The sequence below is a fragment of the Sandarakinorhabdus sp. genome, assembly GCF_031430775.1.
Taxonomy (GTDB): domain Bacteria; phylum Pseudomonadota; class Alphaproteobacteria; order Sphingomonadales; family Sphingomonadaceae; genus Sandarakinorhabdus.
The window spans coordinates 1-16,592 of the sequence record NZ_JANPCD010000049.1; the positions used below are offsets into that span (position 1 = coordinate 1).

The following is a 16,592-nucleotide window of genomic DNA, read 5'->3' on the forward strand; positions in this document are numbered from 1 at the left end:
GCCGCGACCATCGAGATTCGGCCTCTTGCCGTGACGTTGCGCGCCCTGATGCTGGCACCGGCCAGATCGATGTTGGCGCCGTCAAGATCGTTCACGTCGATGACGCCGCCGAACGAACCCAACCGGATCAGTGCAGGTGCATTGGCCGTGCCGACATTCAGCGTGCCGCTGGCCAGCGCGACGACGCTGCTGCCCGGCAGGGCGCCCAAAGTGCCGCCCAGGATCGGATCGGGCACACCGGCGCCGTTGCCGCGCACCGGGTCAGTTGCATCGCTGCCTGTTGCATTGCCGGTCAACGAGACCGCCGACAGGTCGCCATTGGTGGCAATGGCGACCAGATCGTCACCCGCCAACAACGTGCCGAGCGACTGGCTGGCGGCAACGAGATTGACATCGCGCGCCGCGCCGCCGCTGCCAAGCGTCAGCAGCCCGCTGGCATCGCCGAACAGGTCGCGCCCGGCGTTGGCGTTGGTGACATTGATCACCGTGCCTGCAAGGCGAATGTCGATACCGGCCGTGACATTGGTCAACTGCATGCCGGCTGCGCCATTGGCGCCGACCGCGACATTGGCCGCACCCGCCGCATCAAGCGCCGGGAGCGCGCGGCCACCAGCGCCATTGTCGATGCCGCCGCTCGCCGTCAATATCAGGTCGCCGCCGGCCCCGCCGGTGTTCGAGCGAAGCTGCCCGCCATTGCCGATCAGCCCGATGTTGCCGCCGGTGGCGATGATCGACACGCCGCCGCGCGCCTGCTGCGCCAGGGCCGTGCCGATCTGGCCGAGGCGGACCGACTGGCCCTTCACGTCATAGAGTGACTGGGCCGAGACATCGCCGCTGGCCGTGATTGCCGCTGCGGAGCGCAGGATGATGTTCGAACCGCCGATGCCGGTGATGTTCGGGCCGCCGGTCGGGTCAGCCACGGGATTGCCCAGCGCATCCAGCGCCGCCGCATCGCCGCCTGTGCCATTGGTGGTCAGGCTGCCGCTGGCACTGATCGTGCCGACCGCCGCCATGATGATATCATTGCCCGCGACATTGGTGCCGCTGCTGATGATGCTGGCACCGGTCAGCACGATGCTGCCGGCGGCGCTGATGGCGCCGGTATCGACAAGGCCGGTGGCGCGCACGCGGGCATCGCCGCCAGCTGTGGTGATGATGCCGTCAACCTCGGCATTGCCGACAGCGTTGATCGACACGCCGGTTGCGACAACCGGTGCACCAGGATCGAAATTGGTCATGCCGGCATTGAGGCGCCGGCCCGCAACGGTAACGACGCCGATATCGGCATTGCCTGCCGTTGCCCGGATCTCGACGCCGCTGCCGGCGCGCACGGCGCCAGCCGTCAGGGTCGGCGTGGTGAGTGACAGCACGCCTCCGGCCAGCAATGCTGGCGATCCCGCGATGGCGACATTGCTGAGCAGCGTTATATCGCGCCTTGCAGTGGCCGAGGTCAGCGTAAGCGCGCCGCCGGTGCCGGTGATGCTGATATCGCCGCCATCATCGGTCACGCTGGCGTTGCGGACACTGCCGATGCTGGCCCCGGCATTGCCGGTCAGCACGATGTCATCGCGCAATGTCGCCAGACCATCTGGCCGCAGGCCGCCCCGCCCGGCAACATTGACCGAGGTGACTGTCAACAGGCCAGAGCTTGTGATCGCCAGCCCTTCGGCAGTCGTGATGGCGCCGAGATCGGCCGCACCGGCAACGCTGATCGCGCCGTTGGCGGTGGTGGTGAATTCGGCCGCACCGCCGGCAACCAGCGCCCGCGCATCGACATCGCCGAGCCGCAGACCATTGGCGTTCGCGCCCTGGCTGATGAACACATCGCTGCCCGAACTGATGCCCGAGGTGATGGTCGTGCCGGATGCAAAATCGATGCTGCGCCCGGCTGCCGGCGCCGTGGCGCCTGCGATCAGCAGCACACCGCCGCCCGGTGCGCCGGCCTGATTGCCCGACAGTGTCAGCGCGCCCACACCGGACAGGCCGCGGTTCGCGGCGATGCGGATATTGCCTTGCGCCTGCTGCAGGACCGTCGAGCCCGTCCGGCCCAGCGCCACATCGCGGCTGGCAGTGATCTGCAGGCCAGCCTGGCCGTTGATGTTGGCGCGCACCAGCGCATCACCGCCACCGGCATTCAGCGTCACACCAAAGCCGGCCGCCGATTGCACCAACCCGGTGTCGTCCGCATCGAACCCGACGGTCAACGTTCCGGTATTGGCGCTGATGTCGACGCCGCCCGCCGTGCTACGGGCGCCGCCGACCGTGACATTGCCGGCCGTGCTGAAGATGGAGATCGCGTCCGTGATGGTGATCTGGCCCAGCGTGATCGACCCCGTGCTGTCGAACACGCCGGCGGTGATGGCCGTATAATCCGCCAGAACCGGCACTGCCGCCGCAGGTGCTGCGGCGCGTGAAAAACTGGTGCCGGTGACATTGCCCAGCGCCAGTGCCAGCGCCTGGTTGCCGACATGCACCAGCACATCGGCTGCCGCTCCGCCGAGCAAGCTGGGCCCGCCCGTGATGGTGGTGGCGGCATCGAGCACGATCCGTGTTGCGGCGCCGACCGAAAGCGTGCCGGATGCCGCAATGCTGCCGGTGCTGGCGCGCAGCAACGCGCCGCCGGCGGCATTCTGGGCAAAGCTCTCGCCGGTGGTGCCCAGCGCAATGCTGGCGGCACGCACGGTGTAGTCCTGATTGTTCCCGGTGCTGACGGCGCCGCGAACGGTCGCGGTATCATCGGCAAGCACTGTGACAGCCTGGCCAGCGGTTGCACCGCCCAGCGTGGCATCGCCGCCTGCCGATTCGGCGCGGGCCAGCACGCTGTTGCGCGCCCGCACATTGCCCGCGACCAGATTGCCGGTCGTCGCCGTGAGCGTGACATCACCCGAGCCAAGGCCAGCGCCGCCACCGGCCAGAATGACATTGCCGATGGTGACGCCGGTGCCGGTGACCGTCAGCGTGTCGTTCTGGCTGATAATGCCGGTGACCTGCACCGTGCTGGTGGCAGATGTCAGCGCCGCATCGCCTGTCGTCACGACATTGCCGCCGGTCGCGCTCATCGTCAGCGCGCCCCGGGCCGCGACATTGCCGACCGCCAGATTGCCGCCCGTCGTGGTCAGGTTGATGGTGGTCGAACCGGCGGCGCCGGCAACCGTGCCGAGATTGGCCGAATCTGCGGTGAGAACCAGCGACCCTTCGATGGTGGCGCCATCGGTGAAAGTGGCAACACCGTCCGTCGCCGTCATCGTGAGCGCGCCGACACCTGTCAGCGGGCCATTGATGGTCAGGTCGTCACCAGCGGAATAGGTGCCGCCATTGCCCAGTTGCACACCGGCAGCGCCGCCCGTCAGCGACAGGTCACCACCGGCGGTCAACGTCTTGCCGGCCAGGTTGAACAGGCTGGCGGCGGTGCGTGTCAGCGAAAGATCGCGCGTCGCGCTGGCGTTGCCGAATACCAGGTCGCCGGCGCGCGCGGTGACATTGCCGAGGTTTGCACCGCTGGCAGCAAAACCAGAGAGGGCAGCATTGATGGTGCCGGCACGCGTCGCCAGCGGCCCGCCGCCATTCATGGTCAGCGTGCCGATGACATTGATGGCGATATCGCCATTGGCCTCGATGGAATCAGCCGAAAGGCTGGCGACGCCAGCGGCGCCATTGTTGATCGTGACATCGCCGCCGGCACGCAGCGTGGTCAGCACGACGGCGCCTGGCGTGGTCAGGCTGATCGCATCGCGGGCCGCAAGGCTGCCCAGGCTGGCGAGGACGGTCGCATCAAGCGTGATATCGCCCGACAGCGCGCGCACGTCGCCGATGGAAATCGATGCCATGCGCGGCGCGCCGGCCAGGTCAGCCGAAATGCTGCCGCCCGTGACATTGCCCAGCGTGACTGTACCGCCGTTGCCGGCCGCGATGGTGATCGCCTTGCCGCTGGACTGGCTGTCGCCTGCCGTCAGTGTCAGCGCGCCGCCGGCACCGATATCGCCGGTGGCCGTCAGGCCGAGCGAGCGCACGCCATCGTCCTCGTTACCGCTGTTGGAGCGCAAGGTGACGCCGCCCGCGCCCACGGTGATGTCGCCGCCTGTGGCGCCTACCGACGTGCTGCCTGTCGCCTGATGCACGACGGCGGCGGCGCCGCCAAGCGCAACACTCAGGCCCTCCAGCGCGAGGTTGCCGCCGGTTGCCGTCATCGCGCCGGTGGCGGTCAGCGCGCCCGTGGCCGTCAGCGACACATTGCCCGCCGTGGCGTTGGCGGTCGTCACCCGCAGGGCATCGGCATCGACAACCGTGACGCTTGCGCCTTCGAGCGCGACGGTGTCAGCCGCGCCGGTGGCGATGCTGCCGACAGCCAGTGCGCCCACCGCATCAAGGTCGATATCGCCGGCAGTGGTCAGGTCGCCAATGGTGATAGAACCCCCACCGTCCAGCGTCAGGCCGCCGGTCAGCGACACATTGCCGAGCGCGATATTGCCGACACCTGCCGGCAGGATTGCAAGGGTGCTGGCGCTGATGTTGCCGAGACTGACCGTGCGGGTCGCGCCAGCAGTGACCGAAACGGCGCGGAAATTGGCCGTGGCATTGCCGGTGGCCAGTGCAATGCGGTTGGCCAGCGTGCCGACATTGGTGGTCGCCGACAAGGCGATGCCGCGTGCCGTGCCGTCGGTGACATTGCCGCTGTTGGACCGCAGCGTGCCGCCTGCCGTTGTGATGGCGCCGTCAGTGGCCGTGACCGTGATTTCGCCGGCAGCGGAATAGAGCGCATTGCCAAGCGCCACGCTGGCGCCGGCAAGGGTCAGCGCGCCGCCAGTGGTCATGGTTGCCGTGCTGGCCGCATTGAGCGCGCCGTTGGCTGTTACGACGATGTTGCTGCCCGCCGCCGTCAGGCTGGCCCCGTCGGCAAGCCTGATGTCGCGCGTCTCCTGGGACGCCGGCATAGTGACCGCGACGCTGCCGTCATTCACGGCGCGCCCGGCCGACAGCACGATGCCGCTGTTGGTCAGCGTCGCATGGGTGGCAGTGATCGCGCCGCCGACATTCAAAAGGCTGGCGGCGATCTGCTCGGCGCTGGCAACGGTGGCATAGACGCGGTTGCCTTGAACGTTGCCGTTCAGGATCAGGCTGCCGTCCGCCAGCGCGGTGCCGGCGGTGATGCCGACGCTGATCAGACTCGTGGCGTTGAGGCGCACACTGGCGTCTTGCGCCACGACAAACCCGACATCGCCGCCCGCCGTGATGCTCGCGCTGTTGATCGCCAACGCGCCATTTTGCACATCGATGCTCGGTGCCACCATGAGCAGAACGCCATCGACCGTGAACGTCGCCCCGGCATTGCCAGCGCCGCTTGCAGCGCCCAGCGTGATCGCCCGGTCGGCAGTCGGATTGTTGTCGCCGTCGCGGCTGCCGACAAAGCCAACGGCGTCGGCACCGCCGAACTTGGCGAATTCGGTATTGGAAACGCCTAGCGTGCTGGCAACAAAGCCAGACATGTTTGTGACCCTGGCACTGCCGGAAAAGCTGATGCCAGCCTCGTTGACCACCCAGATAGTGCCGCGATTGCCCGCAGCGGCGCCTGCATCGCCGCGCAGATTGCCGGCGATAGTCGAAGGGTTATTGGCCCCCGTCACGCGGTTCAGGATGGTGAACGGCGCGGTGCCCACGGTGTTGGCGTCACTACGATCCGGGTTCGTCGCCACCGGGCGGTTCTGGAAGATGACGGTCCGGCCGCTGGCGATGTTGAAACTGTCCCAGTTGATGACCGCCGAGGGCGTGCCGACCTGAAGCGTGAAGCTTGCTTCGTTGTTGCCGGGATCGATATCGGGGTTGCTGCCGCCCGGGCCTGAGCCGGCAGCACCGCCCAGTGTATTGTTGTTGCGGCCACCCAAGCCGGTCGTCGTAGTTACAGTCCCGAATACGACCGTACCATCATTCGGAAGATTCTGCGCTGCGGCAGGCATGGCCGTCATGGCAAGCAGGGCGCTGGCCGCCGCGCCCGACAACAGATGCCGGCGCGAATTCTTCTGGTTCAGGGTTGTCATCATACCGGTCTTCCCTGTCAGCGCCACGGGAGCGCACGAACGGTGAATGAAATCAGCACGCGGCCAGGCGGCTTGACGGTGTCGATCGCCAGCGCCTTGTCGAGCGGCTTGGCGTACATCACATCGAGCCGGAACCGGCTGCCCCAGGTCGCCCGCACACCGCCGCCGACGCTGGCGAGGTTGCGGTTGCTTTCGAAATTGTTGGTATCAAGGTTTTCGATATGGATGCGGTCGTAGAACGCCACCGCCTCCAGCGCCCAGTCATTGCGCGTGATCGGCACCGGCTTGCCGAGCCGGAATTCGAACGCGCCGCCGATGACCCGGTCGCCCGCCGTGGCGCCGGGGTCGTAACCGCGGCCCAGCGTCAGGTTGCCGACGGCAAATTCGTCAAACGCCATCAACGGATCATTGGTCCATTGCCCGCGAATGTCGGCCGACACCGTCGCAGCATAAGGCGAGCTTGGGCCAAAACGCAGCCGCGCCTCGCCATTGAAGCCGGCACGGGCAATGAAGGCCTGCGCATTGCCTTCGAACCGCGTCGGGATCGCCGTGCCACTGACCTGCCCGGTGCGTGTCGCGCCCAATATGCCAAGACCCTTGCGCGCCTCGATAAAGCCGCCGATGCGCCAGGCCGGCGCCAGGATTGTCAGCCGGCGCGGCTGGGCATCGCCATCGAGCCGCGCATAAACCGTGCGGATCTTGTCGAGGTTGATGAGCTGGCCGACAGCGCGGGTGCGCTGCTCGACCATGTCGAAACCGCCGGTGGCCCGCAGATTTTGCGACGATGTGCGAACGAGCGGATAGCTGGCGGTGATCGATGCCAAGATCGAGCGGGATTGCAGATCAAGGCCAAGGTTGGCGTCGGGCAGTGTCGGCTTGGTCCAGGCATAGGTGACATTGGCGCCGATCCGCAGGCCGTTGTTGCCGATGCCGAAATCATGGCCGCCCTGCAGCACGACCAGCTCCTTGAACTCGGTCGTGGCAAAGACGCTCAGGAACGTGCGGTCGGCAAGGCCTGTCAGGCCGTACATTTCACCGCGCACGACGCCGCTCCAGCGGCCGATCTGTTCGGACCCGTAATTCTGGACGTTCAGGATCAGGCTGCCGCCGCGCCGGTCGATGACGATTTCGCCGATGACCTCGCCCGGCTTGCCGCTGGCCGAAGGCCGCAGTTCCAGCGTCACCGAGGTGCCGGGAATGTCGCTGGCGAGCAACAGGATGCGTTCTGCATCCTGTTCGTTGAGCGGGTTCAGTTCCTTGAGCCGGCCCAGCAGCTCCTCAAGCCGTACTTGCGAGCGGCCAGGGTTGCCGCGCACGCGCAGTTCGGTGATCTGGGCCGTCACGACGGTCAGATTCAGCACGCCATCGGCAAGGGTCTGCTCGGGCACCTGCACAGCCGCGACGTAGCGCGCACCGGTCAGCGCCGCGCTGGCGGCGTCGCGCAGCCGGCAGATTTCGGCCAGCGGCCGTGCGCTGCCGTCCAGACCGGCGCCCACACCGGCCAGCAAGGCCGCGATTTCTGGCGGAAGCGCTGCCCCGGCTGGCCCGGCGAAATTGACCGAAGTCAGCGGCGCCGTCAGCGGCGAATTCGCAATGGCGTCCGGGCAAGGGCCCGCGCCGATGCCCCGGCTGTTGACACTGACCTGCGGCGATTGCGACTGGTTGGCGGGCGGTGTGCGGTCAAGCTCCTGCGCCGTCGGAGGCCGTGCTGCGGCACCGGGGTTTTGCGCCTGGGCCAGGGCCGAGCCCGACATCAGCGCGGCAAGCGACAGGCCACATGCAATCAAAGCGCCAGCGCGGACACTGCCCGGCCGGCCGGCCATGCCAGCTATTGCATTCTCAGGCATTGCAGATGCCCCGTGATGCACGGCGCAATGGCGAAGACGCAGCCCCATACGCAATTCCCCCAAGTCGAAGAACCATTGCCAGCCCCGGCCATGGCATTCGCATGTCTGACAATTTTTCCGGCACGCCCGAGCCGTTTTTTCGTTTGGACTGCGTCAGTTCCGACTGCTCGCCCATTTGTGTCCGCCCGTCATGCCGGGCGAGTATGACAATTTATCGTGCGACGACTTCCACACGGCGATTTGCCGGGTCAGCCGCATTGCGACCGGAAAGCGGCCGGTCAAAGCCGAAACCACGCGCCGACATGCGCGAACGGTCAACGCCCTTGCCGGCGAGATAGCCAACGACCGCCGTCGCGCGTGACTGGCTGAGCGCCGCATTCAGCGCGCGGCTGCCGCTGCTGTCGGTGTGGCCCTCGACGGAGAATGAACGGAAGCTGCCGATACTGCGCAAGGCAGCAGCAAAACGATCGAGCGTCCCCATGGCCGACGCCGTCAAACGGGCCGATCCCTTTTCGAAAGACATGTTGATGTCCTGGCGCACGACCTTGCCCTTGACCCATTGCCGGGTGCAGGGAACATCAGGCCTGGTGCCGTCCGGGTTGACCTGGGTGACGCCGGCAGTCGGGCAATCTGAAAGGGCATCAGCCAGGGATTCGACGGATTGTGCCGAGGCAGGCACGGCGACAACGATTGCCAGCAGACCGGCAGCCGCCCATTTCAAAACCAGATTACCTGCAGTCATTCGATATTCTCCTGAGAGCATCACTGCGGCCGGCATGAGCCGTCTCAACTCAACGCGCCGTCACCTCGACGCGCCGGTTGGCCGGGTCGCTTGGCCCACGCCCCTGCAATGGCCGATCAAAGCCATAGCCACGCGCTGACAATTTCATGCGATCGACACCCTTGGCCGACAGATAGCTGACAACCGACTGCGCGCGGGCCTGGCTCAATGCCACGTTGGATGCGCGGGTCCCGCTGCTGTCGGTATGGCCTTCCACGACGAACGGCCGATAGCTGCCCACCGAGGCCAGTGCGCGTGCAAAGCGGTCGAGTGTCGCGCGGGCATCGGCAGTAAGCTGCGCAGAGCCAACCAGAAAGCTCATCTTGATGTCGGAACGGATCGGCGCCGCCAGTGCGGCCGCAGCCGCCGCCACGCCGCCACGCTTGAGCACCATCTGGCGCGTATCCGGCATGTCGGCACAGGTGCCGTCGGGCAGCTTGGCCGGGCAGTCCGCGTCAGCCGCTGTCGGTCCGGCAGCCACGGGCGCCGGTGCGGCCAATTGCTTTGCCAGGTCTTCCACTGATTGCGCGGATGCTGAAGCCGACAAAAGCGCGACAGCATAGACTGCGACGGGCACAAATGCCCTCAAACTCCGCCGGTCCATGATCGACTCCCTGAATTTCAAGCCACAACTCTGGACAATGTGCAAAGTTTGTCAATGAAAATGCGGGGAAAATGCTGTGTTCTGGCCATTTGGGCGATGGCTGCCGGACCGGGCGCAATCGCAAGAAACCGCCCTTGCGCCGGCAAGCACAGTCAAAAATTATTTAACCTTCTGTTAAACCTTGAAACTCTCGCCGCAACCGCAGCTGCCCTTGGCGTTGGGGTTCTGAAACACGAAGCCGGCAGCAAAATCGTCTTCATTCCAGTCCATGATGCTGCCGATAAGATACATCAGGCTGCCGCCATCGATGAACAGCGTGCCGCCCGGTGTCGGCACGGCTTCGTCACCGGGGCGCGCGGCCGGCACATAATCAAGGCTGTAGCTCAGGCCGGAACAACCCCGCTTGGGCGTGGTCAAGCGGACGCCCGCCGTGTCTGCCGGCGCGCGTGCGATGATGTCGGCGATGCGGTTTGCCGCCCGCTCGGTAACGGTGATCGGTGCCGGGCGCGGGCGGCGCAGCGTGGTGCCAGGAACGATCGTGGGTGCATCCATCACAGCATCCCCATTTCCAGCTTGGCCTCGTCGCTCATCTTGCCCGGATCCCAGGCTGGCGACCAGACCAGATTGACTTCGGCCGACGCGATGCCGGGCACCGACATAACGCGCATTTCCACTTCGCCGGGCATGGTTTCGGCCACCGGGCAGTGCGGAGTCGTCAGCGTCATGGTGATGACGGCATGGCCATTGTCGATATCGACGCCGTAGATCAGCCCCATGTCATAGATGTTGACCGGAATTTCCGGATCGAAAATCTGGCGGATCGCGGCGATGACTTCGTCGGTAAGGGCGTTGTCATCTCCGTCGCCGGCAGGCTCGGGCTTTTGGGCCAGAAAGCCTTCGAGATAATCGGGCTCCCGCTGGACGGGCACGGTCTCCATTCCGGCATCTGCCATGGCGCGCAGCGGCGGCGCCTTGGCGACGGGCCGTGCTTCGCTGACTTCCTCGATCTCGAATTCGCGCTCGCTCATCATTTCACTCCGAAAATCCGGGTCACCCGCTCCAGCCCGCGCACCAGCCGGCTGACGTCGTCCATGTCGTTGTACACACCAAAACTCGCTCGCGCCGTCGCCGGCACGCCCAGCACCTGCATCAACGGCTGCGCACAATGATGGCCGGCGCGCACCGCGACACCTGCCTCGTCCAATATGGTGCCGATGTCGTGCGGATGCACCCCCTCCATCACGAAGGACAATATGCCCGCCGACGATTCCGGCCCCAGCATGCGCACGCTGTTCAATTGGCCGATCTGGCGACGCGCTTCGTGCAGCAGCGCCGTTTCATGGGCGTGGATGGCCGCAACACCAATGGCCTCGATGTAATCGATGGCCGCGCCAAGCCCGATCACGCCTTCGATATGCGGCGTGCCCGCCTCGAACCGGCCCGGCGGCGGTGCATAGGTGGTCCGTTCAAAACTCACGGTTTCGATCATGGCGCCGCCGCCCTGCCACGGCGGCATGGATTCCAGCAGTTCGGCCCGGCCCCACAGCACGCCGATACCGGTCGGGCCATAAAGCTTGTGCCCGGACAGGACATAGAAGTCAGCGCCCAGCGCCGCCATGTCGAGCACGATGCGCGGGCCCGCCTGACAGCCGTCGACCATGACCAGCGCGCCCATGGCATGGGCAGCATCGGCAATGCGCCGCACATCGGCGACACCGCCAAGCACGTTGGAGACATGCGCGATGGCCACCATGCGCGTGCGAGGCCCGATCATGGCGATCAGTGCATCTTCGTCGATGCGGCCATCGTCCGTCAGCGGCGCCACATCGAGATGCGCGCCCGTGCGGTCACGCAGCATCTGCCAGGGCACGATGTTGCTGTGATGCTCAAGCGCCGAAATCAGGATGCGGTCGCCGGGCTGCAACCGCTGCCCCCAGCTTTGCGCCACCAGGTTGATGCCTTCGGTAGCGCCGCGCACGAACACGATTTCGTCGGGGCTGGCGGCCCCGATGAACCGCGCAACCTTGGCGCGCGCCTCTTCGAAGCGCAGCGTCATGGTCGCCGAGCGCTCATAGACGCCCCGGTGCACAGTGGCATAGTCCACGCCGTAGCAGCGCGCGATGGCATCGATCACGGCTTGCGGTTTCTGCGCTGTTGCCGCCGTATCGAGATAAGCCCAATTGCCGGCCAGGCCGGGGAATTCCCCCCGGATATTCGGGCGAATGCCGGCAGGCGGCACAGCAATATCAAGGCTCAGCGACGCGCTCACAGCGCAGCCATCAGCGCAGAGACACGCGCTTCGATGGTGTCGCGCGCCGCGTCGTCCAGGCTTTCCAGCGCATCCGACAGGAACGCCCGGGTCAGCAGCGCCCGCGCCGCCGGCAGCGGCACGCCGCGGCTTTGGAGATAGAACAGCGCATTGGCATCGATCTCGCCGATGGCGGCGCCGTGCGCGCATTTCACGTCATCGGCAAAGATTTCCAGCTCGGGCTTGGCATTGGCCGTGGCACCCCGATCGAGCAGCAGCGCCCTGAAGCTTTGCCCGGCGTCGGTCTTCTGGCCCGCACGTGCCACCGCGACCTGGCCCAGATAGCTGGCAGTGCCGCCGCCGGCTGCAACGGCGCGCACGATCTGGCGGCTGGTGCCGCCGGGGCCGGCATGGCGCACCGTGGTGACGATTTCGGCGGTCTGCGCGCCGCCGGCCAGCAAGATGCCGCCCAGCTTGAAATCGGCACGTTCGTGCAACGTCACGTCAATCGCGATGCGGCCATAGCGGCCGCCATGCACCAGCACGACCAGATCGGCCGATGCGCCCTTTTCGAGGATGATCTCATAATGCTGCGTTGTCACATCATCGCCGCCGGCATCGATGACACCTGTCAGGCGGCCATCCTGCTGCACGGTCGCCGTCACCCGGTCATGATGCCACTTGCTGCCGATCAGCGCATCGTCCAGCCGGCCGGTATCGCCCGGCGCGACGGTGATGGTGCGGCTGTGTCCTTCACCCTGCTCCCAGACGGTGGCGAGCGCGGCAAGATTGCCATAGCGCCAGCTTTCTAGGCGGCGGGTGGGAAGGGCCTGCACGGTCACGCCGCGATGGCGGAATAGCCTTCCGCCTCCAGCTTATGGGCAAGATCCGCGCCGCCCGAATGGACGATGCGGCCATCCATGAGCACATGGATATGATCGGGCACGACATAATCGAGCAGCCGCTGATAATGGGTGATGAGCAGCGTTGCCCGGTCCGGCGCCCGCATCGCGTTGATGCCGTCCGACACCACTCGCAGCGCATCGATATCAAGGCCGGAATCGGTTTCATCGAGCACGGCGAGACGCGGCGACAGCACCCGCATCTGCACCATTTCGTTGCGCTTTTTCTCGCCGCCCGAAAAGCCCTGGTTCACGCTGCGCTTCATCATCTCATAGGGCAGGCCAAGTTGCTCGGCGGCGGCCTTGGCGAGCTTCATGAACTCGGCGCCGCTGGCTTCGGGCTCGCCGCGCGCCGTGCGCTGGGCATTGAGCGCGGTGCGCAGGAACAGCAGGTTCGACACGCCGGGAATTTCGACCGGGTACTGCATGCCCAGAAACACGCCGGCTGCAGCGCGTTCATGCGGCGCCATCGCCAGCAGGTCGGCACCCATGAAGGTGACGCTGCCGCCGGTCACTTCATAACCGGCACGCCCGGCCAGCACATAGGACAGGGTCGATTTACCGGCGCCGTTGGGTCCCATGATGGCATGGATTTCGCCGGCGCCGACAGTCAGCGTCAGGCCCTTGAGGATGGGCTTGCCTTCGACTTCGGCGTGAAGATTGGAAATTTCGAGCATCAGGGGGCTTTGCTTTCTTGCGGGGATGCATTCTGGCGTTTGACGATGATGACAACCGCCGATTGGCGAAGATCGGCGTCGAGCACGCCGACGCTGGCTTCGGCGACGAGATCGGCGACCTGGTCGGTTTCCTTGGGATGGCCGAATTTGTGAAAGGCCGCGACGCCGGCCTTCAATGGTCCGCGCAGCGGCCGGCAGGTCTTCATCAAGCCCATGGCGATGGAGCCGGCAGGATCGCCATTCAGTTGCGCACCGCGCGCCTGTGCGCTGACGCAATCGGCATAGGCGCGCGTCAGCCGGTCAACCTGCGCGCGCATGGCCTGGCCCTTGCTGTCGGGGCGCGGCGCTGGCGCGTCGCATCCGGCGAGCAGCACCGCGGCCACCACAGCAGCCACCCCGGGGGCGGCGCGCGTCATCACCCGACGCTGCCCTCAAGGCTGATGCCGAGCAGCTTTTGCGCCTCGACGGCAAACTCCATCGGCAATTGCTTGAGCACATCGCGGCAGAACCCGTTGACGATCAGGCCGACAGCGGCTTCGGCATCCAGCCCGCGCGACTGGGCATAGAACATCTGGTCTTCGGAAATGCGGCTGGTCGTCGCCTCATGCTCGATCTGCGCGGTCGGGTTGCGCACCTCGATGTACGGCACGGTATGGGCGCCGCATTGCGCGCCGAGCAACAGGCTGTCGCACTGGGTGAAATTCCTCGCGCCGTTGGCCGAACCGGCAACGCGAACCAGTCCGCGATAGGTGCCCTGGCTGCGGCCGGCCGAAATGCCCTTGGAGATGATCGTCGAGGTCGTGTTCTTGCCGAGATGGATCATCTTGGTGCCGGTGTCGGCCTGCTGGCGATTGTTGGTGACGGCGACCGAATAGAATTCGCCCACCGAATGATCGCCCGACAATACGCAGGATGGATACTTCCAGGTGATGGCGCTGCCGGTCTCGACCTGGGTCCAGCTGACCTTGCTGCGAAGCCCGAGGCAGTTTGCGCGCTTGGTGACGAAATTATAGATGCCGCCAACGCCATTGGCATCGCCAGGATACCAGTTCTGCACCGTCGAATATTTGATCTCGGCATCATCGAGGATGACCAGTTCGACCACGGCGGCATGCAGCTGGTTTTCATCGCGCATCGGCGCCGTGCAGCCTTCGAGATAGGACACATAGCTGCCCTTGTCGGCGATGATCAGCGTGCGTTCGAACTGCCCCGTGTTGGCGGCATTGATGCGAAAATAGGTGGACAGTTCCATCGGGCAGCGCACGCCTTCGGGGATGTAGACAAATGTGCCGTCGGAAAACACCGCGCTGTTGAGGCAGGCGAAGAAATTGTCCTGCACCGGCACGACGCTGCCGAGCCATTTTTTGACCAGGTCGGGGAACTCCTTCACGGCCTCGGAGATGGACCGGAAGATGACGCCGGCGCTTTCGAGCTCGGCGCGGAAGGTGGTCGCGACGCTGACGCTGTCGAACACGGCATCGACCGCGACCTTGCGGGCGCCTTCGACCCCGGCCAGCATTTTCTGCTCGCCGATGGGAATGCCGAGCTTTTCATAGGTGCGGCGGATTTCGGGGTCGAGATCGTCCAGCGAGGCGATGGTCGGCCGCGCCTTGGGCGCCGCATAATAATAGGCGTCCTGATAATCGATCGGCGTGATGTCGAGCTTGGCCCAGTCCGGGCTCTCCATCGTCAGCCATTTGGCATAGGCCTTGAGCCGCCAGTCCAGCAGCCATTCCGGCTCGCCCTTCTTGGCGGAGATATAACGGACCGTGTCCTCGGACAGCCCCTTGGGCGCCATTTCTGATTCGACATCGGTGACAAAGCCCCATTTGTAGGTGGCAAGGTCATCGACGGCGGCGCGCGCAGCGGCATCCTGTACGGGCGGGATATCGGTCGCACCGGCATCGGGTGCGGTCAGGTCGGTCACGGAATTCATAGCGATTATCCATCCACCAAGGTCACGGCAGGCGCCACGCCCGCAACTGCCGCACCCGGAAATGCCGCACCTTTTGGTGCCGGCTGCTGCAAGAGATCAGCTAATGTCACTGCCGCAAGCGCGCCGCGCACTGCCGCATTGATCGGGCCCCAATGGCCTCGCACGGCGCAATGGCCCTCCATCGCACAGTCATGGACATTGCCGGAAACGCAGCTGGTAAGCGCGATCGGGCCATCAACGGCTTCGACAATCGCGGCCACGCTGATGGTGGCCGGATCGCGCGTCATGGTGAAGCCGCCGGCCACGCCGCGCGACGCCACCAACAGACCCGCGCGGGCCAACGTGCCCATCAGCTTGGCCACGGTCGGCGCCGGGATGGTCGTCAATTCCGCCACGCGCGTCGCCGAAAGCCTCGCGCCGGGCTCACGCGCTGCGGCCGCCATCACGACGACCGCATAATCAGCAAGATTGGTCAAACGAATCACGCGGCAGTCCCCGACCGAAAAGGTAAAGCGGACGATATTTGTCGTCTTATGACGCCGGGCAATGCGGATTGTCAATCAAAAGCACAGGAAGCCATGTTTTTTTGCGTATATTGAACCGCTTGCCCCCCGGCTGTTTCGGGGCTGCTTCGTGGCTGTTTTGCCTCAGCTGAACAGCGCCAACCTTGGCAGATCGGGCATCATCTGCCGCCGGGCGATGGTCAGCCGCGTCACCGGCGCCGCCTCGGCCAGGAAACGCGCCGGGGTCATCCCGGTGAATTGCTTGAATTCCTTGATGAAATGCGCCTGGTCATAAAAGGCAGTGCCGGCGGCATCGGCCCAGTCATGGGCATCGCCGGTGCCCAGCCGCACGGCAGCGCCCAGCGCCCGGTATTTGCGCGCCATCAGCTTGGGGCTGGCGCCATACAGACGCAGTGCCAACCGTTCGACCGAACGGGCCGACATGCCCGATGCGGCCACCAGCGTATCGACATCGGGGTCGGGCGAGCCGACCAGCCAGTCGTCCATGACCCGAGTGAACCAGGCCGGCGCGGCATGCGCCTTGGCCAGCAGCGTCAGGAACAGGCGATCCGCGACCGCAACCCGCGCCGCATCCGTCCTCGCCATAGCCATGCCCTCCAGCGCCTCGCGCGCCGGGGCGCCGATCAGCGCAGCCAGATCAGTCAGGTCGTCGGCCAGCGCATCGGCGGGCAGCCCCAGCAGCCGGGCCCAGCCCAGCGGCATCAACCCGACCCCGAACAGGTGCAACGCGCCGTTGCTGGCAAAGCTGACCGGCCCGGATGTCGGCCCCTGCAGGGTCGCGCCGCTGGCGAGGCGGCTATGGCCATCGGCATAGGTGTTGCACGCCGTGCCGCGCACCAGCAGGCGGATCTGGGGCAGTTCGGCCCGCATCAGGTCGCTGAAGGCCGGCAAATTGGATTCGAACCAGTAATAGGACGACAGAAAAGGTCGCAGCGGCGGCGCAGGCGAAAAATAGCGGATGGAAATCATGACGCCTACCCCCTGCAACACTGACCGAGACTCGATACTGCACGTTCAAGTTTGCAAGCGGGATAATGCCGG

General features: G+C 65.7%; 13 protein-coding genes. All 13 read right to left on the minus strand.

Annotated features, from left to right (window positions below; genetic code table 11):
- Window positions 1-6,035 (minus strand): filamentous hemagglutinin N-terminal domain-containing protein (locus RMQ73_RS02765; RefSeq protein WP_310496460.1); only part of this gene is annotated, 6,035 nt, incomplete at its 3' end.
- A 14-nt stretch (window positions 6,036-6,049) separates the two neighbouring features.
- Entirely contained in the window at window positions 6,050-7,879 is a 1,830-nt protein-coding gene (locus tag RMQ73_RS02770) for a ShlB/FhaC/HecB family hemolysin secretion/activation protein (protein WP_310496461.1), read from the minus strand.
- Between the two features lie 211 nt (window positions 7,880-8,090).
- A complete protein-coding gene (locus tag RMQ73_RS02775) occupies window positions 8,091-8,621 on the minus strand; it encodes an OmpA family protein (protein ID WP_310496462.1) in 531 nt (176 codons plus the stop codon).
- A 49-nt stretch (window positions 8,622-8,670) separates the two neighbouring features.
- Entirely contained in the window at window positions 8,671-9,180 is a 510-nt protein-coding gene (locus tag RMQ73_RS02780; RefSeq protein WP_310496463.1) for an OmpA family protein, read from the minus strand.
- A 258-nt stretch (window positions 9,181-9,438) separates the two neighbouring features.
- On the minus strand, window positions 9,439-9,816 hold the full coding sequence (locus RMQ73_RS02785) for an iron-sulfur cluster assembly accessory protein (RefSeq protein WP_310496464.1): 378 nt from the start codon (window positions 9,814-9,816) through the stop codon (window positions 9,439-9,441).
- Window positions 9,816-10,295: a DUF59 domain-containing protein gene (locus RMQ73_RS02790; protein WP_310496465.1), complete on the minus strand. Its 480-nt coding sequence runs from the start codon at window positions 10,293-10,295 to the stop codon at window positions 9,816-9,818. Before RMQ73_RS02790 ends, RMQ73_RS02785 begins: the two co-directional genes overlap by 1 nt.
- Window positions 10,292-11,503, minus strand: a complete 1,212-nt coding sequence (locus tag RMQ73_RS02795; RefSeq protein WP_310496472.1) for a cysteine desulfurase — start codon at window positions 11,501-11,503, stop codon at window positions 10,292-10,294. The genes RMQ73_RS02790 and RMQ73_RS02795 overlap by 4 nt, the downstream gene beginning before the upstream one ends.
- A gap of 26 nt (window positions 11,504-11,529) precedes the next feature.
- Window positions 11,530-12,348 carry a SufD family Fe-S cluster assembly protein gene (locus RMQ73_RS02800; protein WP_310496466.1) on the minus strand — a complete coding sequence of 273 codons (819 nt, stop codon included), beginning with the start codon at window positions 12,346-12,348 and terminating at the stop codon, window positions 11,530-11,532.
- Between the two features lie 2 nt (window positions 12,349-12,350).
- A complete protein-coding gene (gene sufC, locus RMQ73_RS02805) occupies window positions 12,351-13,091 on the minus strand; it encodes a Fe-S cluster assembly ATPase SufC (protein ID WP_310496467.1) in 741 nt (246 codons plus the stop codon).
- Complete coding sequence (locus tag RMQ73_RS02810; protein WP_310496468.1) at window positions 13,091-13,507, minus strand: hypothetical protein; 417 nt, start codon at window positions 13,505-13,507, stop codon at window positions 13,091-13,093. The genes sufC and RMQ73_RS02810 overlap by 1 nt, the downstream gene beginning before the upstream one ends.
- Window positions 13,507-15,027: a Fe-S cluster assembly protein SufB gene (gene sufB, locus RMQ73_RS02815; RefSeq protein ID WP_310496469.1), complete on the minus strand. Its 1,521-nt coding sequence runs from the start codon at window positions 15,025-15,027 to the stop codon at window positions 13,507-13,509. Before sufB ends, RMQ73_RS02810 begins: the two co-directional genes overlap by 1 nt.
- 5 nt (window positions 15,028-15,032) lie before the next feature.
- Window positions 15,033-15,512 (minus strand): SUF system Fe-S cluster assembly regulator, encoded by a 480-nt coding sequence (locus tag RMQ73_RS02820; protein WP_310496470.1) that lies wholly within the window; start codon window positions 15,510-15,512, stop codon window positions 15,033-15,035.
- A 162-nt stretch (window positions 15,513-15,674) separates the two neighbouring features.
- A complete protein-coding gene (locus RMQ73_RS02825) occupies window positions 15,675-16,541 on the minus strand; it encodes a helix-turn-helix domain-containing protein (RefSeq protein ID WP_310496471.1) in 867 nt (288 codons plus the stop codon).
- Window positions 16,542-16,592 lie beyond the last annotated feature (51 nt).

Coding starts and splice junctions, on each gene's coding strand:
- RMQ73_RS02790 (WP_310496465.1), bottom strand. CDS start 10,295: ATGATGAGCGAGCGCGAATTCGAGATCGAGGAAGTCAGCGAAGCACGG.
- RMQ73_RS02785 (WP_310496464.1), bottom strand. CDS start 9,816: ATGGATGCACCCACGATCGTTCCTGGCACCACGCTGCGCCGCCCGCGC.
- sufB (WP_310496469.1), bottom strand. CDS start 15,027: ATGAATTCCGTGACCGACCTGACCGCACCCGATGCCGGTGCGACCGAT.
- RMQ73_RS02775 (WP_310496462.1), bottom strand. CDS start 8,621: ATGACTGCAGGTAATCTGGTTTTGAAATGGGCGGCTGCCGGTCTGCTG.
- RMQ73_RS02770 (WP_310496461.1), bottom strand. CDS start 7,879: ATGCCTGAGAATGCAATAGCTGGCATGGCCGGCCGGCCGGGCAGTGTC.
- RMQ73_RS02810 (WP_310496468.1), bottom strand. CDS start 13,507: ATGACGCGCGCCGCCCCCGGGGTGGCTGCTGTGGTGGCCGCGGTGCTG.
- sufC (WP_310496467.1), bottom strand. CDS start 13,091: ATGCTCGAAATTTCCAATCTTCACGCCGAAGTCGAAGGCAAGCCCATC.